Annotated in this window: 23 protein-coding genes; 9 read left to right on the top strand and 14 right to left on the bottom strand. The window is 40.9% G+C overall.

All coding sequences use genetic code 11. The features are described 5' to 3' along the window. Positions 1–17: 17 nt before the first annotated feature. The 3 genes from WA256_RS07490 to WA256_RS07480 all read right to left on the bottom strand — a co-directional run bounded on the left by WA256_RS07490 (position 18) and on the right by WA256_RS07480 (position 2,927). Positions 18–542 carry an RNA methyltransferase gene (locus tag WA256_RS07490; RefSeq protein WP_335990250.1) on the bottom strand — a complete coding sequence of 175 codons (525 nt, stop codon included), beginning with the start codon at positions 540–542 and terminating at the stop codon, positions 18–20. After that, the gene (locus tag WA256_RS07485) at positions 542–1,039 is read right to left on the bottom strand and encodes a YcgN family cysteine cluster protein (RefSeq protein WP_054552059.1); all 498 of its coding nucleotides are present in this window, start codon (positions 1,037–1,039) and stop codon (positions 542–544) included. The genes WA256_RS07490 and WA256_RS07485 overlap by 1 nt, the downstream gene beginning before the upstream one ends. Positions 1,040–1,103: 64 nt before the next feature. Further along, on the bottom strand, positions 1,104–2,927 hold the full coding sequence (locus WA256_RS07480; RefSeq protein WP_252949712.1) for a DUF885 domain-containing protein: 1,824 nt from the start codon (positions 2,925–2,927) through the stop codon (positions 1,104–1,106). 147 nt (positions 2,928–3,074) lie between these two features. On the opposite strand from WA256_RS07480, the gene WA256_RS07475 reads away from it, so the two are divergent. From WA256_RS07475 to WA256_RS07460, 4 genes are all read left to right on the top strand, one after another. Continuing rightward, the gene (locus WA256_RS07475) at positions 3,075–4,343 is read left to right on the top strand and encodes a Xaa-Pro dipeptidase (protein ID WP_335990244.1); all 1,269 of its coding nucleotides are present in this window, start codon (positions 3,075–3,077) and stop codon (positions 4,341–4,343) included. Positions 4,344–4,538: 195 nt separating this feature from the next. Further along, entirely contained in the window at positions 4,539–6,950 is a 2,412-nt protein-coding gene (locus WA256_RS07470) for a TonB-dependent receptor (RefSeq protein WP_335990242.1), read from the top strand. 172 nt (positions 6,951–7,122) lie between these two features. Further along, positions 7,123–7,983 carry a tetratricopeptide repeat protein gene (locus WA256_RS07465; RefSeq protein WP_335990240.1) on the top strand — a complete coding sequence of 287 codons (861 nt, stop codon included), beginning with the start codon at positions 7,123–7,125 and terminating at the stop codon, positions 7,981–7,983. A gap of 98 nt (positions 7,984–8,081) precedes the next feature. After that, on the top strand, positions 8,082–8,378 hold the full coding sequence (locus tag WA256_RS07460; RefSeq protein WP_287243505.1) for a hypothetical protein: 297 nt from the start codon (positions 8,082–8,084) through the stop codon (positions 8,376–8,378). A 215-nt stretch (positions 8,379–8,593) separates the two neighbouring features. On the opposite strand, the gene WA256_RS07455 is transcribed toward WA256_RS07460, so the two are convergent. The 7 genes from WA256_RS07455 to adhP all read right to left on the bottom strand — a co-directional run bounded on the left by WA256_RS07455 (position 8,594) and on the right by adhP (position 12,897). Beyond that, complete coding sequence (locus tag WA256_RS07455; RefSeq protein ID WP_335990237.1) at positions 8,594–8,890, bottom strand: energy transducer TonB; 297 nt, start codon at positions 8,888–8,890, stop codon at positions 8,594–8,596. Positions 8,891–8,988: 98 nt separating this feature from the next. Continuing rightward, complete coding sequence (locus tag WA256_RS07450) at positions 8,989–9,408, bottom strand: hypothetical protein (protein WP_335990235.1); 420 nt, start codon at positions 9,406–9,408, stop codon at positions 8,989–8,991. Between the two features lie 106 nt (positions 9,409–9,514). Continuing rightward, the gene (locus WA256_RS07445; protein ID WP_063529930.1) at positions 9,515–9,913 is read right to left on the bottom strand and encodes a hypothetical protein; all 399 of its coding nucleotides are present in this window, start codon (positions 9,911–9,913) and stop codon (positions 9,515–9,517) included. 125 nt (positions 9,914–10,038) lie between these two features. Beyond that, entirely contained in the window at positions 10,039–10,341 is a 303-nt protein-coding gene (locus tag WA256_RS07440) for a hypothetical protein (RefSeq protein ID WP_335990233.1), read from the bottom strand. Positions 10,342–10,449: 108 nt separating this feature from the next. Continuing rightward, positions 10,450–10,833 (bottom strand): hypothetical protein, encoded by a 384-nt coding sequence (locus WA256_RS07435; RefSeq protein ID WP_063529928.1) that lies wholly within the window; start codon positions 10,831–10,833, stop codon positions 10,450–10,452. Positions 10,834–10,922: 89 nt separating this feature from the next. Continuing rightward, positions 10,923–11,498: an MFS transporter gene (locus tag WA256_RS07430; protein WP_130167593.1), complete on the bottom strand. Its 576-nt coding sequence runs from the start codon at positions 11,496–11,498 to the stop codon at positions 10,923–10,925. 388 nt (positions 11,499–11,886) lie between these two features. Continuing rightward, entirely contained in the window at positions 11,887–12,897 is a 1,011-nt protein-coding gene (gene adhP / locus WA256_RS07425; protein WP_054563854.1) for an alcohol dehydrogenase AdhP, read from the bottom strand. Between the two features lie 251 nt (positions 12,898–13,148). Here adhP and WA256_RS07420 point away from each other — a divergent pair, with 251 nt between their 5' ends. Together WA256_RS07420 and WA256_RS07415 are read left to right on the top strand one after the other, a co-directional pair. Beyond that, positions 13,149–13,706: a GbsR/MarR family transcriptional regulator gene (locus tag WA256_RS07420; RefSeq protein ID WP_054552053.1), complete on the top strand. Its 558-nt coding sequence runs from the start codon at positions 13,149–13,151 to the stop codon at positions 13,704–13,706. Between the two features lie 282 nt (positions 13,707–13,988). Next, positions 13,989–14,393, top strand: coding sequence for a hypothetical protein (locus WA256_RS07415; protein ID WP_335990227.1), 405 nt, complete (start codon positions 13,989–13,991; stop codon positions 14,391–14,393). A 246-nt stretch (positions 14,394–14,639) separates the two neighbouring features. Here WA256_RS07415 and WA256_RS07410 read toward each other — a convergent pair whose 3' ends face one another. Together WA256_RS07410 and WA256_RS07405 are read right to left on the bottom strand one after the other, a co-directional pair. Beyond that, positions 14,640–15,665, bottom strand: coding sequence for a lytic murein transglycosylase (locus WA256_RS07410; protein WP_062565624.1), 1,026 nt, complete (start codon positions 15,663–15,665; stop codon positions 14,640–14,642). Further along, entirely contained in the window at positions 15,658–15,939 is a 282-nt protein-coding gene (locus WA256_RS07405) for a YcgL domain-containing protein (RefSeq protein ID WP_054552050.1), read from the bottom strand. Before WA256_RS07405 ends, WA256_RS07410 begins: the two co-directional genes overlap by 8 nt. A 156-nt stretch (positions 15,940–16,095) precedes the next feature. On the opposite strand from WA256_RS07405, the gene minC reads away from it, so the two are divergent. The 3 genes from minC to minE are packed head-to-tail and all read left to right on the top strand — an operon-like array spanning position 16,096 to position 17,880. Further along, positions 16,096–16,800: a septum site-determining protein MinC gene (gene minC / locus WA256_RS07400; RefSeq protein ID WP_054552049.1), complete on the top strand. Its 705-nt coding sequence runs from the start codon at positions 16,096–16,098 to the stop codon at positions 16,798–16,800. A 5-nt stretch (positions 16,801–16,805) separates the two neighbouring features. Then, positions 16,806–17,615 carry a septum site-determining protein MinD gene (gene minD, locus WA256_RS07395; protein WP_054552048.1) on the top strand — a complete coding sequence of 270 codons (810 nt, stop codon included), beginning with the start codon at positions 16,806–16,808 and terminating at the stop codon, positions 17,613–17,615. 1 nt (position 17,616) lies between these two features. Next, positions 17,617–17,880 carry a cell division topological specificity factor MinE gene (gene minE, locus WA256_RS07390; RefSeq protein ID WP_054552047.1) on the top strand — a complete coding sequence of 88 codons (264 nt, stop codon included), beginning with the start codon at positions 17,617–17,619 and terminating at the stop codon, positions 17,878–17,880. A 38-nt stretch (positions 17,881–17,918) separates the two neighbouring features. Here minE and WA256_RS07385 read toward each other — a convergent pair whose 3' ends face one another. After that, the gene (locus tag WA256_RS07385; RefSeq protein ID WP_130167597.1) at positions 17,919–18,335 is read right to left on the bottom strand and encodes a GNAT family N-acetyltransferase; all 417 of its coding nucleotides are present in this window, start codon (positions 18,333–18,335) and stop codon (positions 17,919–17,921) included. Positions 18,336–18,408: 73 nt separating this feature from the next. Next, entirely contained in the window at positions 18,409–21,198 is a 2,790-nt protein-coding gene (locus WA256_RS07380) for a TonB-dependent receptor (protein ID WP_335990219.1), read from the bottom strand. Positions 21,199–21,207: the final 9 nt, after the last annotated feature.

The raw sequence follows: 21,207 nt of genomic DNA, 5'->3' as shown, positions 1-21,207 counted from the left end.
TGAATCTAAAAAGAGCACTATTTAGCGCTCTTTTTTTGTTGCCATTTAAGTGAGTTGTTAGTGTCTCGACTATTGCAAATGGTGTCGTTTGAACTCTCAATACCACCGAGTTTGGCAAGTCGGTCGTACAGCACAACATTGCAGGTTGCGGCTAGGTTCATACAGCCTATAGTTGGTACATACACTACTTCATCACACCATTTCAGCACGTCTTTACTGACCGAACCATCTTCTGGGCCAAATACATAAAATGCGTTTTCAGGGTGCTTAAATTCAGGCAGTGGCGTTGCACCTTCAACAAGCTCAATCACCACCGTTGTGGCACCTTCAGGCTTTGCTTGCTCTAGGCTTTCAACTTGCGTTAGGGGAATATGCTCAAGCACATTTTTGGTATCGGTGTGGTACTTATTAGCGCGTAAATAGCGGCTACCAGTAAAAAGCACCTGCTTAGCGTTGTAACAACCCGCGGCACGTAATACCCCACCCACATTCGTTGGGCTTTTTGGGTTTAACAAGCCAATGCTTGCTTTAAGGGCGCTCATTAATCAATGTCTCTGGTTGGCCACTCGGCCACGTAAAGGTCAAAGTCATCTAGGTCTACATCACAGTCTTTTACTGTTTTGTCACGCACAGAAATACCCAGCTCATGCATCATATCTTTACTACCACCGTTCAGTAGCGGGTGCCAAGATGCAAGGCCACGGCCTTCGTAAAGGCGGCGGTAGCTACAGCTTTGCGGCATAAAAAAGATATCTTTGAGGTTTTCTTTAGTGAGCTTTACACATGAAGGCACCAAGGTTTGGCGATTCGCATATTCGCTACACCCACAGGTGTCGTTGTCTAGGTATTGGCAAACGATATTAGTGAAGATCAGTTCTTCACCCTCGCGAAGTTGATCCGTTGCGGTAAATTCATCTTCGTCTTCACTGTCGATAAATGTGTTTAAACAACATTTACCACAGCCGTCACAAATGGCTTCCCATTCGGGTTGTGACATTTGCTCAAGCGAGCGCTTAAGCCAAAATTGATCTTCTAACATGGTATTACTCAAAGCCCCTAAACAGCGCGCATTCTAGCGTAAAGCCAGCATGCGCGCAAAGGTGCTATTTTTGCTCGTTAACCCAACGCTTAATTTTCTCTTCAAGAATTGGCATAGGTAATGCGCCATCAATCAGCACTTGCGTATGGAAAGCTTTAATATCGAACTTATCGCCTAGCTCTTTGCTCGCGTAGTCACGTAGTTCTTGAATTTTGAACTGACCTAACTTGTACGACAGCGCTTGGCCCGGCCATGCAATGTAACGCTCAACTTCGGCAATAATGTCGCTTTCGGCCATTGATGAGTTAGCCAACATGTAATCAATACCTTGTTGACGTGTCCAACCTTTTGCGTGGAAACCAGTATCAAGCACTAAGCGCATTGCACGTAATTGCTCATCTGATAAACGGCCGTACCACATGTAAGGGTCGGTAAATAGGCCAAGCTCTTTACCTAAACTTTCTGCATACAACGCCCAACCTTCTGCAAATACCGTGTAGCCACCAAATTTACGAAACAGTGGTAATCCTTCAATTTCTTGTTGCAAGGCAATTTGAAAATGGTGACCCGGCGCGGCTTCGTGAATAGATAAGGTTTCAAGTAAAAACTTAGGCTGCGCTTTTAGGTTAAAAGTATTGATATAGAAAATACCTGGGCGTGAGCCATCTGGTGCTGGCGACTGGTAAGATGCACCCGCAGCAGATTCTGCGCGGAAATCTTCAACTGCTTTTACAACGTATGGCGCTTTTGGCGCAATATCGAACATTTGCGGCAGCTTAGCATCAATTTTTTCTTTTACAGCTTCGTACGCGGCAATTAACTCTTCTGGCGTATCGTAGTAAAACTCATCTGAGGTTCTTAGGTGTTCAAAAAACGCTTTTAAGTCGCCTTCGAAACCGACTGTCTCTTTGACTTTTTTCATCTCAGATAAGATGCGCGATACTTCGCTTAAACCAATGTCATGAATTTCATCGGCGTTTAAGCTCAGCGTTGTATGCTGTTTAATTTGGTACTCATACCAGGCTTTACCATTTGGCAGGTCGCTGTAACCAATGCTTTCACGGGCATTTGGAATGTACTCATTCGCTAAAAAGTCAGCCATTTTTTGATACGCAGGCACTAAACGCTCGCTGATCATCGCCGTGTACGCGCTTGTTAGCTGTGCTTTTTGCTCGTCGCTGAAAGATTCAGGTAACTGAGCAATTGGCCCCCAGAATAATGACTCTTCTGGTTTTTCTACGATATGAGTTTGAAATTGTGGTAATAGTTTTTCAGCAAGCGGTTTAGGAAGAACCACTTTGTCTTTCATGCCTTGGCGCATTGATTGTTCAACACTGTCTAACCAAGCGATGAAACCGTCAGCACGTTTTTCAAATGCTTTATAATCTTCAACCGTATTAAAAGGTTGTGCACTTTGTCCAGAACCTAACGCAGCAAAGGTATTGTGCGCCCCGCCCATTTGGTTAATTGGCATTAAGTAGCTTGGAAACTGAGCGCCTTCAATCGCAAGGTCTAAATCGCGGGCTAGAATTTCGTAGCTCAATAATGACTGACCTGTTAATTGCCCTTTGTCGATATTTGCTAGTTTGTTTTTGTATTCTTTAACAAAGTTAAGCTGCTCGTCGCGGTTTGCTTTACTAATAGGTGCAATAAATTGGTCGTTATATTCGCTGCGACCAATGTAAGTACCACCAATTGGATTAAACTTTAAGCCTGCTTCAAAGTAGTCTGCTAGTAATGTATCAAGTTGCTCTGTGGCTGACGTTGCGCTTGGTGCTTGTTTGCTTACTGCCTGAGTTGTTTTTTCGTTGCTTGGCGTTGATTCATTACAACCAAGTAATGCAAACATCACCGCCGAACTAAGTAGTGCTAGTTTTACGTTTTTCATTCTTTCCCTGCCCTTATATTAAGTACGCGTAAATTATGAGGGTTTAGTTCCCTATTTAGCAAGTATCGCTGCAACTTATCGCAGTTTATTTACACTTTGCAAGCTGATTGCTAGAGTGGCGGCTCGACTTACCAATTTTGAATAAAAATGAAAAAGACAGCTCTTGCTATTAGCTTAGGCCTTGCTTGCCTAACCTCTCTAAATACCTACGCAACCACCTACTTATCGGCAAAAGCCATGGTAGATGTAAATTCAGGTAAACTGATTAAATCACCACTTATCAGTATAGATAATGGTCAAATTACAGCTGTACAAAGCAATAAACAGCCAAACTTAAAAGACGGCGATAAGCACATTCAATTACCAGAGCTGACTCTGGTACCAGGTTTAATGGATATGCATGTGCATTTAACAAGCGATCCTACCGTGCCGCGCAGTGAGCGAATTGGTCAATCGATTCCGCGTAAAGCAATCAAAGCAGCGCACTTTGCCGAAAAAACACTGTATGCAGGTTTTACAACGCTGCGTAACTTAGGCGCAGAAGGCTACAGCGTGATTGCAGTACGCGATGGCATTAACGCAGGCGATATTGTTGGCCCACGTATTTGGGCGGCTGGCCCGTCTTTAGGTGTTACAGGCGGTCACTGCGATAACAACCGTTTACCACCAGAAATGAAATACACCGCAGAAGGCGTTGCTGATGGCCCATGGGCTGTGCGCGCTAAAGTACGTGAAAACATTAAGTACGGTGCCAATGCCATTAAGTTTTGTGCAACAGGCGGCGTATTTTCAAAAGGCACAAAAGTGGGTATTCAACAATATAGCCAAGACGAAATGAACGCCATTGTTGACGAAGCTCATATACGCGGCCTAACTGTTGCAGCCCATGCGCACGGTACCAGTGGTATTAAAGCGGCCATTGTTGCCGGTGTAGACAGTGTTGAGCACGTTAGCTTTGTTGATGACGAAGCCATTAAACTTGCGAAAAAATACGGCACTTGGTTCTCAATGGATATTTACAACACTGAGTACACCCTTGCCTTTGGTGAACAAAACGGGGTTGCAGAAGAAAATCTCAATAAAGAACGCCAAGTATCTAAAAAGCAACGTGATAGCTTTAGCCGTGCAGTAAAAGCAGGCGTAAACATGGTGTTTGGTACCGATGCAGCCATTTACCCTCATGGCGATAACGCAAAGCAGTTTTCACGTATGGTTGAGTTTGGTATGACACCGCTGCAAGCATTGCAGTCTGCCACCATCAATAGTGCTAAACTGCTAAAAGTGGATGATCAACTTGGCCAAATCAAAAGCGGTTTCTTAGCCGATATTATCGCCGTAAAAGGCAACCCGCTTGAAAACATTGCAGTACTTGAAGATGTACAATTTGTTATGAAAGACGGTAAAGTTTTTAAATAAGCTATTATGCTGGCTTTGCATAAGTGGAGCCAGCAACCCACTTTGTATCTATATCGTAAACAAAATTACCAACCATAAAACCAGTTGTTAGCAACTTGTATCCAAACAAAAAAATTCCCCAAAACAGATAAATAAAACTTGAAATGAAAATAGCTCGCATTATCATTGCCGAAAAATCTCGACAGTTTACCTATAATGACGACATATAAATACTCAATTTTAGCCCTAGCCTGCTTAAGCGCATTCAATGCAACCGCCAACGATTTAGACTCAGTTGAACGTATTACCGTTTACGACAAACAAAACCGTGTAGTACTTGAATCTGGCCTTGCCACTAAATCAAATATGACCTTAATGGAAACGCCAGCCCCGGTTGTCGTTGTTGATCAAGAGCTTATCAATTCACAAGGCGCAACAAACTTACAAGACTTAGTGCGTAACATCAGTGGTGTAACCCAAGCCGGTAACAACTACGGTATTGGCGATAACTTAGTGATCCGCGGTTTAGGTGCAAACTATACTTACGATGGCATGTACGGCGGTGCAGGCCTAGGTAACACCTTTAACCCTACACGCTCAATGACCAATGTTGAATCTGTAGAAGTACTTAAAGGCCCTGCAACGGGTTTATATGGTATGGGTAGCGCAGGCGGTGTTATCAACCTTATTGAAAAGAAACCACAATTCACTGAAAAACACACCGTTAATGCAGAGCTTGGTCAATGGGATAGCTACTCACTAGGCTTTGATAGCACAGCGGCATTAACCGAAAACCTTGCTTATCGCGTTAACGCAAAAACCGCTCGCAGCGATGGCTACCGCGACTTAAAAGACGACCGCGATGAAATTTATGGCGCATTAAAATACGTATTAAGCGACAAACAAGACATCATGATTTCTGCCGCTTATATCAAAGATGCCATTGCCGTTGATTCAATTGGCCACCCTATTCGTATTTTTAACAGCGACTCAGTGAATGGTAAAACCGCAGGTGAAGTAACCGCTGCCGATTTAATTAACGATGCAACGGCAAAAGGCCTGCAACTAACCGAACAGCAACGCCAACAATTAGCAGACTCACTGGCAGCAAATGATGGCCTAACACCTTACACCTTTGGTCATAACGGTATTATCTCGCCAATGGCAAATGATAACGAAGGCGAAGAGCTGCGCTTTAAGTTAACCCATAACTACTTTATTACAGATAATTTATTTTTAAATCAGCAACTACAATACCGTAATTACGAATCAAGCTTTGCCCGCCAAACGGGTGCTTATAACTATGTTTATTGGAACCGCAGAGGCGTGATTAATGCCGACCCGCGCGCTCCTTTAGTGGTTGATGACGTACTTTACCCATTTGCAGCGCGTCGCCAAGAATACCGCCAAGTAGAAGCTGACGAAAAATCATGGCAATACTTTGCAGACTTGCGTTATGACTTTAGCTTTGCCGGAATTGATAACGAACTACTGGTAAACGCCAACTACGAAGACCGCGATATTCGTTTTAAACAATACTCAATTTACGATGCCGACAAGGTCATTAAAAACAAAGATGGAGAGGTTATTTACCAAGGTCAATTACCTTACATTTTTGATATTCGTAACCCGAACTGGGGCGAAGGCAGCTTTTTTGATTACGACCCGCTAAAAACCAGCGATTACAACAAAAAGGTTCAGGCTTGGGGTGTGGGTATTCAACATGTTGCCTATATTCACGATACCTTTACAACCCGAGTAGGCGTTGCCTTTAACCGTATTAAACAAAGCTATGAACACTTTGGTGTTGATGCACGCTACCGTGCAAGTGCCGCCGAGCCAACGCCAGAAGCAGATACATCAGACAGCGGTATGACCTACAACCTTGGTGCAACCTACAAACTTAGCGATGATATTTCGTTCTTTGTAAACCACTCTAAAGGCCGTACAGCTTACAGTGTGCTTGGCAGTGTATCGGGTAACGAAGCAGACCGAGATGACGCAGAGTCAGTCAGTAACGACATTGGTATGCGTGTAAAAGCCTTTGACGATCAACTACTAGCCTCACTGGTGGTATTTGATAGTGCCCGTACAAACCTTGAGTATGCCAACCCAGATTATGAAGCCGGTGTATCTGATGCCTCAGTACCAAAAAGCTTTTACGATGGTGAAGAGCAAACCAAAGGTGTTGAGCTTGATTTAAATGCCGATTTAAACGAGCAATGGAAACTTAACGTAAACGCGGTTTATCAAGACGCGCGTGATAAGCAAAATCCAAATTCATCAAGCTTTGATTCTCGCCAAAAAGGTGTGCCTTATGTAACAGCAAGCAGCTGGTTAAGCTATGACGCTAAATGGTTTGATTTAGCCGAGCCTCTTACAATTAGCGCAGGCGTACAATATGTTGATGATCGCAGCACTCATTCAACCTCGTTTGGCATTCCTGATGGCTACGTACCAAGCTACACGGTATACGACGCCGCAATTCAATACCAAACAGTTGATTGGAAACTACAGTTAAACTTAAATAACTTGTTTAACAAAACCTATTACTCAAAAGCAATGTTCTTAGGTGGTATGCCAGGAGAAGAGCGTAATGCTAAATTAACTTTTAGCTACACACTTTAATTGTGAATTGATAGCAAAAAGCGCGGCTTAGTTAGGTCGCGCTTTTTTGTTTGGATTTTTGGTAATAAACATAAGATGATAGATTATAAATGACAGATAATTTTGCAGAGATTTTGTGAATTTTAAGACAATTTTTCTAGTTACAACGCTAGTTTCATTTAAAGGAATCACAATGGAAAACACATACTTCACATGGGCGGAGTTCTCCAAAAATTATAACAACGAAATCAATAGTGCAGATTCTGTTTATTTCAGCATGGAGTCGAATGGCTTAACACCGTATTCAATGCTCGCTTTCGATTTTCATTTTCTTTCTGATAGTAAAGCCAAATTAAATAATTTGGCTTTACTTCTGAAAAATAGTTACGGATATAAAGTTTTAGAGCCAGTTAAGACCGAAAATGGTGCATGGGATTTATCAGGAAAAACGAGTCCCTTTCCTGTAACTGCAGATAACTTGGTGTATTGGACATTAGATATGTATAAAAGAGGATACGAGTTTGATGCAAAATTTGAAGGGTTTGGAGCGCCATTCGATAAAAACAATCAATTTTTTCCGCCATTTGAGGCAACAACAGCAGACGAATTTTTTAACAAAGGTTTTGATTACTATAATCAAGGCAATCTTTCTGCTGCCATTGCGCAATGGACAAATACACTTAAAGTGAATAGCAAAGACGTAGACGCTCTTTATTCGAGAGCGATAGCAAAGAGTGAATTATATGCTTCTAATGCTGCAATGATTGATTATGATAAAGCGATAGAGATTGCACCAAACTTTTCTAGCGCATTATTAAATAGAGGAGCGTTAAAAGATGACAACGGCGATCATCTGGGGGCAATTGCTGATTATGGTACTGTAATTGAAATTATCCCGAAGGATGAAATTACATTGCAGCGCGCTTACGCTAATATGGCAAACTCTTTCAAAGCTGTAGGCGATTTAAAAGCCGCTTGTCAGAATTGGAAAAAAGCAAAAGAGCTTGGTGCAGATTACGTTAATGCACTACTAGCGGAATACTGCAAGAGTTAGATAGGCTATTACAGTCTGTACTGTAACTTTGATGAGAGTTGATAGGATAACAGCCAAACTTTAGCTATACATGTTATAAAATACCAAAAGGTCTGCCATTGAAATACTACAATTCGACAATTATAAAGACTGCAGCAAAAGCATCGTTCTTTTATATCTCTTGGCTAGTTGCATTAATCGGTATTCCAATAGTGTTTTTTAGGGATGGACTTGATCTCATTGAAAAAGCCTTATTATTCACAGGGTTTCTGTTATTTTTCTGGTTGCTGTATTTGCTTTTATGTATTTCATTTCATCGATTTAGTATGCGAAATGAACAAAGTCGTATCAGCTATTTAGCTAAAGAGGATATTGAAAAGGGTAAAGAACTAGGTACATATTTGGATGGTTGGTAAGCATTCAAGTTTTATAAATTTGAGTATGTATATTCTCATTTATAAATTAATCCGATAGGTTAGATAGTTTCTAACTGGTGTAGCATTTATATGCTTGAAACGAGTATCGTCGAATTTAAAAATAAATTCCTTTGGGATTTCAAGATTAGCACCCGCTCTAGCCTATTGTGATTGTTTAAAACAAAGAATGAGTAATATGAGCTTTTATTGGATTATTAATTTTCGTCATTCAACTCAAAATCCAATCTGACTTGCATTTCCTTTTGAGCAACTGGAACACCATTTACAACTTTAGGTTTGAATTTCCATTTCTCCAAGGCAATAACAGCTTCTTTATCAAAAACGATAGACGGATTTGACTCAAGAACTTTGATATTAATTGGGTTTCCATTGCTATCAATATCGAACGAAAGCAAAACCCAGCCTTTTGGAACAGGTTCCACATCAAAAGAAGCACACCCCGATAAAGCATAGATAAGACAAATCAATATCAACTTTTTAATTTTGAACATCCTTTTAACAGTTAACGACCCATTTAGGTTGTAAGCAATACAACGGAATCTTACGCTCTAATAATTAAGCACATAATCAATGTTTGATAAATTGCTTATTAATCCCACCAAACTGCTACTGGGCGGGTTTCAGCGGGTATTTCATAAGCCTCGTAACCTTGATTAACAAAGCCCTCCCAAATTTCGTCAGGTTTTAAGTGTTCAGGGAACCATGAACCTACCTCAGATTCAGAAGCAGAGGTCATTATGTACACTGTATCCGAAAATGGCCAATCTGGATCATCAAAAGCAGACACTTGAATTCTAATATCCTTTACATCAGGTCGTTGAATAATAGCCTTAAATACTCTTAAAAAATCATTGGGATGCGGAATATCAATTAAATTGCATCCTATGCTTCCTACTACATCGTTTCCCTCGAAAAACTCATCAATTGAAAGTAATGGTCTTGGTGTCTCCGGGTCATCTGGATGACCGTTGCGACATACTCTCTCAGTGATTCGTTCTAGTGCTTCCATGGATAGCTCTCTCCTAATTAATTAATTTATAGTTCGCTGACACTGTTGAACACAATGAAAACAGCAAACTGTTAATTTACCCACTTACTGTCTTGTTATATACCCTTTACTTACCTGTTCTTATTTGAGGGAGTTGTATTTGCAATATAACAAACGCAGGAATCAATGGTAAAAAAGCCAACCAAGATAATGGATTAACAACCCAAAACCAGATGAACCAAGCTTCTGCGATAATTAAAAGAAGTAATTTATTAACGCGCTTGAAAAGAATGCAGTCACCGATAGCTAATAAAGGTAAACCAAAACATAACGAGCCAAATAAGACTATAAATGGGTGCGGAGCCTCAATTTGAATGTTTTTTATCACAGAAAAGTAAAATTCGCTCCCATAGCTAGACAACAATGGGCTCATTAGTAAAAACACCCAAACTGCGCTCCAGCTAGCATTACGCTGATGCTTAGAGTGGATTTTATTTTTTTCTTGAAGCTTGCTCAATGCATCCATTTAGCTCAGGCTCTCTCTAAGTAGATAACGAAAAACTATGTGCTACTATGTTTGGTTAAAATTAGTCACGAGAGCGCACGCCAAGGTTTTGCGTCCCAACGAGCGGTACCTAGTGCCATAATTTGTTATAAGGCACTACTAACTACCAGACAAATCACAATAAAGAGGATTACCACGAAAACTTGCTTTAGATCTGACTTCGCTTTTTTAATATACGGATCTAGTTCTGGTCGATAAATGCTATAATTATCTGGTTTTCCGAAAATCAAACCCCAAAACTGGTCAAAGTATTTCAATTGGTTCTCGATTTGCTTAACAAGTCCCTCTTCTCCAAGAGCTTTATTAAACAACTGACCTAAACTTATACTAGCCCTTATCCAAAGTCCAAATCCAATGCTAAAAAATATAAAGAAAAGAATAATTTCCAAATCATTGTTCCTTATAGCACCCTAGTAAGGAGCTGAAAATTCTTGGCTAAAAATCAGCGACGAAGGAGCACAAGCCAAGCTTTAGACGTCCCATAAATGATTGCTTTGTTATGTTTCGTGCATATTTTCACAAAAACTCTCAGTATATTTAAACCCTTTACTTACTTGAGCTGAATCACCTAACGTAAATAACGCACCATCTTCAATGATTACATCAAATTTTATAGTTAAGTTTTGAGCTAAAGTAACACCTAAATTTTTTGCCCGCTTCCTAATTTGAGCGAAATCAGCTTTAAAATGGCAAGTTAACTCACCACAGCAGTATGTATGATTTTTTAAAAAGCTTAATTTCACCGTTACCAGAGAGTTTAAATTACTTAATGAAGTAACTTGCACCCCATAATTATTTTCGAAATCTTTGCCAGTAAAATAGTTTACGAATAAATCATTAATGGTTGCGACTTCAGGTTGCATAATTTTTTCAAGAAACATAACACCCCAAGAAGGGGTAATTACATGTGGGCTAAAATACGGAGCGCAGCGACGGGAGCCCACATGTAATTGTCCCACTTGCTTGGCTGTTATACGTTTTTTAACTTAATAGTTTCAAATAAAACCGGTAAGGCAGAACCGTCGTCAAAAGTACAGCTAGCTTTCACTGCGGCAATAGCTATTTCTTCGGATGTTTTTGTAGTTCCATAAGCGCAATGCAAGGCGCCTAGAGCATATCGCCTTCCAGAGCCTAGTGCCCAATATTTGGAGTATTCGTCAACGGCACGATAACTATCAAATTCATAGATTCCATTGGGGCTGATAATTAGACCGTCTATTTGTGAGGATTCGACTGGTTGCTCGTCATCTTCTCTGGTTTCTATGAAATATTCATCTTTCATTTTTTGATGAATCTTTAAAAGTGAATTAAAGATTTTAGACCTATCGGAGAATTCTAACTCCACAGACTTATCTTTCAGGATGTTTTCTAAAATATTATTGAAATTGTTCCAACCGACTAAACCAACATATGAATCACCGTGTTTAAAAAATTTATGGTTATTCACTTTGTTTTCAGGGCAAACCGTAGTTGAACCATCCGTAGAAAGTGAATCACATGCAATGGTCGCGTATCCGTTTTTTTTAACAACTACCAATGTACTCATGAAGCTCCCTTAACGTATAACAATTCAATAGTGCGCAAATCGCGCATATTTCTACCACGCAACTGCTCACTTTTATGATTACTACGTTTTTATCAAATTAGCTAACCTATTGCTAGTCAACAAAATACTTTAAATTAGTAAAGTGGTCTTACGACAAGAAAGTGCAAATTGCTCATTTTTTTGAATATAGGGGAAAGTTGTAAATTTTGAATATAAAGACTGTATCAAAAAAAATTTTCAATCTTCGTTTGAGGCAGAGCTCTAGAGCAGTTACGTTAACTCATTTTGGGGCAATAACAATTTACAGCACCCTTCTTTTTAGCATAAGAAAAACTGTCAGATTCAATTGAGCCACTCAACTAAACCTGACAGCATTAACTGACTCAGTTTAAAGCGTCATCACGATTCGGCCTGTGATATCGCCTTTTAGCATGTCGTCAAATATATCATTGATATCTTCTAGGCGTTTTTCTTCAATAATGGCTTTAACTTTACCTTTTGCTGCAAAGTCTAGGCATTCTTGTAAGTCCTTACGTGTACCCACAATTGATCCTACAACAGACACACCATTTAATACGGTATCGAAAATTGGCAGTGGCATATCTTCTGGTGGTAAACCTACAAGTACGCACTTACCGCCACGGCGTACGCTTTTATAAGCTTGCTCAAAACCGGGTTTTGATACGGCAGTACACACAACACCATGTGCGCCGCCCACTTGTTCAAAAATGGTTTCTGAGGGCACTTGCTTCATAAAATCTATGGTGATGTCTGCGCCAAGCTCTTTGGCTAGTGCCAACTTGCTCTCGCCGGTATCAACAGCAATCACATTAAAGCCCATTGCTTTTGCGTATTGCACCGCTAAATGGCCTAGGCCGCCAACACCGACAATTGCCACCCAGTCGCCCGCTTTTGCATCAGTCACTTTAAGCGCTTTATAGGTTGTAACCCCCGCACAAAATAGTGGTGCGGCTTCTGCAAAACCTAACCCTTCAGGAATTTTCACCACGTAATCGCCATGAGCTACACAATACTCAGCGTAACCACCATCAACTGAATAACCTGTGTTGTGCTGCTCAAGGCATAAGGTTTCTTTGCCCTCTAAACAAAACTCGCAATGGCCACAGGCGCTATACAACCAAGGAACACCGACACGGTCTCCTACTGATAAGTGTTTAATGTTTGCACCTACTTTTTCGATAGTACCTACGCCTTCATGGCCCGGTACTAATGGCATTTTTGGTTTGACTGGCCAATCTCCATGACAAGCATGTAAATCTGTGTGGCACACCCCACACGCGGCAATTTTAACTAGCACATCGTTAATTCCCACCTCTGGGCATGGAATATCTTCGATAGTTAATTTACCTTTGTACTCTTTATTTACTGCAGCTTTCATAACGTTCCTCCATGGTATAGATTGTGATTCAGCCTATACGATAAACTTATTAACTGTCACTATTATTGATCCACATCAAATAGCTAATCACCACGGCGTTTAATTAAACTATACTTTAAATTCAATAGCTTAAATTTAAAATATGGCGTATCTACACTTTAGTAGTAGCAGATTGCATAGCGGCTATTTCTTTTAGTTATACCCCGAGCGTGCTAGCATTTAATTTCTGAAATTTTTGAATACTAAAAATTATGAGCCTATCTGAAAAAAACTTAGCTTTTGTTATGCACTGCGGTGAAATGGGTAGCCGTTGGGGCTTTAACCGCACCATTGGTCAAATGTGTGGATTATTAACCATTACTAAAGAGCCAATGACGGCCAATGAAATTGCCGATACTTTAAGTATCTCACGCGGAAACGTAAGTATGGGCATTAAAGAGCTACAGTCTTGGCGCTTAATTAAAGTGCATCATATTCCGGGTGACCGTAAAGAATACTACGGCCCTGCTGGCAGCATTTGGGATATGGCCAACCGCGTATTCGAAGAGCGTAAAAAACGCGAGATAGACCCAACCCTTAGCCTGCTTCGCGATAACATTTTAGAAGAAGCCCACAATGATGATGAACGCTTTGCTCAGCAGCAAATGCAAGAAATTCACGACCTGCTCGAAACCGTAACCAAATGGTCTGCAGAGCTACAACGCTTAAGCCCTGAGCAACTTCAAAGCCTAATGAAACTAGGCTCTGGTATTGGTAAAGTGCTTGATTTTAAAGACAAGATTTTGAAAAAGCCGGGGAAAGGGGAATAAGTTAGCGAGTTGCTAGGGGCGAGAGTAAAGTTAACGAGCTACGAGGGGAAAGTTTCGAGTTACAAGAGTAAAGTTTGTAGGAGGCGTTTTAACGCCGAGTATTTGAGGTTCACGGCTGAAGCCGTTCCTACGGGATTCATCGTAGGCGTGAAACTTGTTTCGCGCGCTCTCTTGTAGGTCGTGCTTTAGCGCGTTTTGAACGGGTAATCATAACTACACTTGCCTTTGCTATACTAATAACTAAGCGTTTATTTACGTTATGACTTAAAAGGATCTTAGGCTATGTATAAACAGACAGAAATAAATTACTCGTTAATTGTTATTTTATTAGTGATTAGTGCCTTTATAATTTTATCGCCTGAACTGGCTGATCTCAAAATAATTATATTATCGATAAACCTGCTTGTTACTTTGTTGTTCTTTTCACTAACAATAGTAATCGATGAACAAAAGCTTCGTTGGTATTTTGGTTTTGGGATTATTAGCAAAGATGTTGAATTATCTCAGATTGCACAGACCTCAGCTTACAAAACAAAGTGGTATCAAGGAATTGGCATTCGTATGCTAAATGATGGCTGGTTATACAATGCGTCAGTTGGACAAGCCATTAAAATAACTTTAACTGACGGAAAAAACATATACCTTGGCTGTAAAGACGCTGATGCACTACAAAAAACACTGATATAAACGTTTAAAAATTGTATCTAGGGAAAGTTTGCGAGTTTGTAGGAGGCGTTTCAACGCTGAACATTTAAAGATTCACGGCTGAAGCCGTTCCTACAAAAAATGTTCAAGATTGTGTCGCCATAAATGACGACCTACACCAATAAAATTTCTCGACGTAGGAGGCGTTTTAACGCCGAATAAGTTAGCAAGTTGCTCGGGTAAAACTTGTAGCTTTACCCTTGGACCTTGCTAACTTTTATTAATCAATTACTTAATCGCTGGGTAACCGATGCGATCTGATAAGTAACCAACACTGGTTGCAAAGTAATACGAGCGATTCCAGTGCATAAGTGCTTTGTAGTTATCGTAGGCTAGATACATACGACCGTTTACGTCATCTGGCATTACCATTGCGGCGGTAACATCAACGTTTGGTAAGTCGCTACCATCCATTTTACGAACACCGATTGCTTGCCAATCAGCAAGGCTGCGCTCTGAATCTTTCCAATACTCTAACCATTGGCTGCGTGTTCTAGTGCCACGCTTAAGAATATTTGAGTTATCAAAGCCTTCAGGTAATTTAACTTGGCGACCCCAGGTTAAATCATCGTTCCAACCTGCTTGCTTAAGGTAGTTAGCAATTGAAGCGAATGCGTCTTCTTCTGTGGTCCAAATATCTTTGCGGCCATCACCATTGTAATCAACAGCGTAAGCGTTAAATGAGGTAGGCATAAACTGGGTTTGCCCCATTGCACCAGCCCACGAGCCTTTGAACTTATCAAGGGTAATGTGGCCCTCTTTTAAGATATCAAGCGCTGCCCAAAGTTGATTTTTGTACATGGTTTCGCGGCGACCATCAAAAGCAAGTGTAACTAATGATGCAATTACACTGTGACCACCTTGGATTTTACCGAAGTTACTTTCAAGGCCCCAAAGTGCAACAATAAAGCGTGCTTGAACGCCGTATTCTTTAGCTACTTTTTCAAGAACCTCTTGGTTTTCTTTGTATAGCTTACGCGCGCGGTCAATTTTCCATTGCGGCACACGTTTTGGTAAATAAGTTTCGAGGGTTTCTTTTACTTCTGGCTGATTTTTATCAGCTGAGATCACTTTCTTTTTGAATTTAGCTGTTGCAAGTGCTTGATCAACTAAGGCTTCATCATAGCCTTTTTCAAGTGCTTCTTTTTTTAATGCTGCAACGTAAACGTCAAAATCAGCTTGTGTCTTTTGTTCTGCCAATACTGAAGTACTTAGTGAAGCACTGAGTAAAATGACGGCAAGTTTTTTAATCACTCTCAACTCCCTTGTCTTTTTTAAATTGGGTTAACAGATTTTCTTCCGGCGGAGGTAATTGCAAGTAGAACCCTTGGTCAATTAACGCTTGCTTAACCGCGTCTAAGTCTGCCACACCTAACTTTTCGCGGCTTGCTAGATTAATCATCATCACGTACTTAGGTTGACCAAACGTTTCTAGTAATGGTTCAGGTACGCGTGAGAAATCATCTCTTTTTTCTACAAAAAGGTATGTATCCGCTTTTTTAATACTTTTATACACCGCAGTTAGCATTATGGCCCTATAATATCTTGCTTAACGAAGGCGCACACTATAACATGAGTGATATAATAAGTTAGAAAAAATAGATTAGATTTTTACTGTATATGCCTTGTTCAGCCTGTGTTTATACTTAAATAATCCTAATCCAGACAATTCAATTGAGCGTGTATGTCGGAACAAATTTTTGAATTAAAAGGGAACCTTTTTACGTTATCTGTTTTACATTTATTTTCAGCAGATACAGCCCTTTTAAGTAAGCAGTTAGATGAGAAAATCGCCCAAGCACCTAAGTTCTTTGCCGGTGCGCCTATCGTAATCAACTTAAGCGACGTACAAGATGAAGCGCTTGATTTCTCTTTCTTAAAATCAATGTTAAGCGGCCTTTCGTTAAACCCTGTTGGGGTTTGTAATGGCTCTCAAGAGCAAAACGAAAGCGCAAAAGCTGCGGGCCTGTCGGTTTTAAATTATTCACAAGACGTTAAGGGTGCAACCGCTAAACAACAAACAAATACATCTATCGTTGAAAAAACCGTTCACCTGCCTGCGCAAGTTATTCATGGCACTGTACGTTCGGGTCAGCAAGTGTATGCAAAAGACCGCGACCTAATCGTAATTGGTGCTGTAAGTCATGGCGCCGAAGTGATTAGCGATGGCAACGTGCACATTTATGGCACCCTTCGCGGCCGTGCAATTGCAGGGGCTAAAGGTTACAACGAAGCAAATATATTTTGCCAAAAATTAGAAGCAGAACTTGTTTCGATTAATGGTAGTTATTGGATCAGCGACTCTCTACAAGGTGAACACTGGGGCAGCGCAGTACAAATCCAACAAAAAAATGATTCATTAGAAATTTCAGCTTTGGTTAAAGGATAAATCTCATGGCAAAAGTGATTGTCGTTACTTCTGGTAAAGGTGGTGTTGGTAAAACCACATCGAGTGCTGCGATTGGCACAGGTTTAGCGCTTAAGGGCTTTAAAACCGTTATTATCGACTTTGATATCGGTCTACGTAATCTTGACCTTATCATGGGTTGTGAACGCCGTGTTGTTTATGATTTTGTAAACGTAATCAATGGCGAAGCTAACTTAAATCAAGCACTTATTAAAGATAAGCGCGTTGATAAGCTACATATTTTACCTGCCTCACAAACCCGTGATAAAGACGCCCTAACCCGTGACGGTGTTGAGCGCGTATTAAACGAGCTGAAAAAAGATTTTGATTACATTGTGTGTGATTCTCCAGCGGGTATCGAAGCTGGTGCAATGATGGCAATGTACTTCGCTGATGAAGCGATTGTAACAACGAACCCAGAAGTATCATCAGTACGTGACTCTGACCGAATTCTTGGCATTTTACACAGCAAATCAAAACGTGCTGAAGAAGGCCTTGAAAGCGTAAAAGAACATCTACTATTAACTCGCTATAATCCTGAGCGTGTTGAAAAAGGCGAAATGCTTTCGGTAGAAGACGTACAAGAAATCTTAGCGATTAAACTACTGGGCGTTATTCCTGAATCACAAGCTGTACTTAGTGCATCAAACTCTGGTCAACCGGTAATCCTTGATGGTGAATCGGATGCAGGCCAAGCATACACAGATGCAATCAATCGTTTATTAGGCGAAACTGTTGATTTTCGTTTCTTAGACGTAGAGAAAAAAGGCTTATTTAAACGGATTTTTGGAGGTTAATGTGTCTTTACTTGACTACTTCCGCTCAGAAAAGAAAAGCAGTGCGTCATTAGCAAAAGAGCGATTGCAGATCATTGTCGCGCACGAACGTTCACAGCGTGGTACACCAGATTACTTACCACAGCTAAAACAAGACATCCTTGATGTTATTCGTAAATACGTGAATGTAAACACTGATGCAGTTCAGGTGCAGTTTGACCAAAACGAAGATGACTTAGCCGTACTTGAGCTAAACGTCACCTTACCTGACGAAGAAAAGAAATAGTCAAAATTGGGCGCTTAGTTTTTTAACAGCGCCCTTTTTTATTTCTGCCACTGCATATGAAACTCATAGTCGTCTTCGCCTAGAGTTTTAAACCCTGCCCGTTGATATAATCCATACGCTGGATTCGCTTTTAGCACAGTTAAATTGATCTCTGCTGTTTGCGCTTTGAGTGCATCTAACACCTTAGTGCCTAACCCTTTGCCCTGCTCTTTAGGTGCAATTTGTAGTTGTAATAAACTGATTGCTTGGTCACTCACGATGAACTTTGCTGCGCCTACACATTGCCCATCATTTAACACTAAATGACTGTGCTCAAAATGCTCAGCCACTCTTGCTTGATGTTGCTCAAGTGATAAAAATAACCCCTGATTCTCTAAGTGCTCAACCATGGTATTTAATCTTAAGTCGAGTAAATAGGCTTTGTCTTGCTCCGTTGTTTTTACAAATTCAATCATTATTGTCTTAAAAAAGAAAAAGGTACTTTAATAAAAGTACCTTTTTAGGTTGCAACAAACAACATCTCTTGGGTTAGAAATTATAATTTGCGCCTAGGTAAAAACGGCGGCCTGAATATTGGTTATAGGTAAAGCGATTGCTTTGTTTCCAATATCCTTCTTCTATTTCTTCTGTTAGGTTCACCACTGACGCGGTAAACGAAAGATCCTCTGTTAAGTTATACGAGGCATTCACATCTAGCTGACCATAGTCTTTGGTATATAAGTTGTAGCCTTGGTGAATACCGTTGGCACGGTCATCTTTCCAGTTGTAAGACGCACGAACACTAAAGTCGTCATTTTCAAAGTACACCGACACATTATATTGGTGCTTAGCGGTGCCTGGTATTTCGGCCTCTGTTTTTTGTCCGTCTGTCGAGACTTCGCTGGTGCTGGTATCTGTGTAGGTATAGTTAGTTAAAATACCAAAACCATTATCAAACGAATGCTGGAAGAACAGCTCTAAACCTTCTGACTTTGCATCACCGCCACCCACTTTGGTGTTCATTTCGACTTCTATTGGGCCGTTACAACAATCGTGTTCTCGCTCTACAATTTCTACTGTCGAGATTGGTAAGTTAGAAATATCTTTAGAGAATAATGTCGCACCCAGTGCAGAACCATCGCCGTAATACCATTCAATACCTAAATCAAATTGGTCAGATAACATAGGTTCAAGGCCTGTGTTTACCGAGGTACCATTACCACGGCCTGTCCATGAATCTGGCGAGTTAATATTAACTGGAGGACCGTAAGACTCTGCTTGGCTTAAGTCTGAATAGCTCACTCTTGCCATAGTACGTGCTGCTGCAAAACGCACCACAAGATCTTCGGTTGCATCCCATGCAAGGTTAAAGCTTGGTAATACTTCACTGCCATCGCTACTGCGCTCGTTTGGATCGGTATCGTCATCGTCTTGACCAATGACATCATCGTAGGTCAAGGTGCTTAGTTCAGTATTAACATAACGCACACCGGCATTACCGCGGAAATCTTGCCATTCAAAATCAGCTTGGGTGTAAACAGACCAAATTTTCTCTTCAAGGGCGTACGTGCCCGAAAGTGTTGGCACCACTGTTTGGCTAAAGTTTTCTTTTAAGTAGTTATCAAGGGCTCCAAAATCGAACGCTAAAAAGTTAAATGCACCTGTATCACCTGCACTGTTATCAACTATATGGTCGCTTACCAATGTTGGTGCATCTGGGTGAAAATCTGGATTATGGAACCACTCAGTGCCTGGCAAGTAACCGCGGTAACCGCCGTTATCAGCAATGCCGTCATCCCAACGAAAGTCGTTACGAATGCCTTTAATTTCGTGGTCGCGGTATTTGGCACCTACATAGACACGGGTGAAAAAGTTGCCATCAAGGTCAAATTTTACATCTGTTTGAATGTAATCTTCTGAGTCTTCATTTTCAGATGAGTATGAGTCAAACCAATCATAATATTGATATGCTTCTTTATCGGTGGCTAAATCAGTCGACACTTCGTAGCTTGGATTACCGTTTTCAATTGACCATAACCAGCTGTTTACTGAGCCTAAACGCGCATCTATATTAGCGTAGGTTTCTTTTGAGGTGCCGCCTTCAGCTTCGGTATGACCCAGCTTTAATGTAACACTGTAAGTATCACCATAATAAGTGCCTTCAAAATCATAGGTATTTGATTTTGATTCGCCAAAACGCTCACGCCCTGTTAACTGCGGCGACAATAAACCACGGCGAACAGCCACACCACCATTTACATCGGCATCACCCCAGTTATTATCATTAAGTAAACCATTATCGCCATTACCATAGGCAACCACAGTATCGCCATCAAGCACAATGCCGTAATACGGGTTGTGGTTATCATTCCATTCGGCAAAGGTAATGCTTTGTCCTGTTTGGTCGTAACCTAGCTTGGCACCAAAATAGTTAAAGTTTAAATCAAGTCTGTCGCTCGGTGCCCACTGAACAGCCACTTGATAACCATCGCGTGTACGGTCTTGGTTTGAGTTATTAACACTCATCGCACGAGGTGCCCATACATTGTTGTAAACTTCGCCAGTGGCTTGGTCTACCAGCGCTGGGCGCTCTGCCCCTTCAACGGTATCTGAGTGAAAACGCCAATGTGATGCGTTGTTAGTAATGGTGGTTACGGTGCGATCTTGACGAGTAAAACCGGCCAGTACACCAAAGTTTTCGTCGTCATTTTTCCATGAATACAGCACATTTACTTGCGGCTTAGTGTCTTCAGACACATCATCGTAAGTCACCTCTGCACTTAACACCCCTGAATTTGCTTCCATCTCAAGCGGTTTACGGGTGTGTAAAATAACCGTACCACCAATACCGCCTTCATCGATCCGTGCTTCTGCACTTTTGTACACTTCTACACTTTTGATCATGCTTGAAGGCAATAACGTGTAATTAAAACTACGGGTAGGAGTACCAGAACCTGATGAAGCAATATAGTTACCGTTTAATTGAGTGAGAGTCCAATCTGGTGACGTACCACGAATACTCACACGGCTACCTTCGCCACCGTCGCGGTCAATCAAAACGCCCGATACACGTTGCAATGAGTCAGCGACGTTTTTATCGGGAAACTTACCAATATCCTCTGCGGTGATTGCATCAACTGTTGCCGTTGAAAGTCGTTTTATTGCTAAGTTTTCTGCGGTTGAAGAACGAATACCTCGAACTTCAATCACTTCTACATCATCATTTGCTTGCTCTGCTGCATAGCTTGTATTGATTGCCGCCAGTAGCGAAATCAAAATTGCATTACGCTTAAAATGCCTTCCTTGCCCTTTTGTTTTTATTACAGTTTGCTTGCCCATGCCTATCTC

It is taken from the genome of Pseudoalteromonas sp. CH_XMU1449-3, assembly GCF_037027245.1.
GTDB lineage: Bacteria > Pseudomonadota > Gammaproteobacteria > Enterobacterales > Alteromonadaceae > Pseudoalteromonas > Pseudoalteromonas shioyasakiensis.
This window is presented reverse-complemented; position numbering and strand designations above follow the sequence as displayed.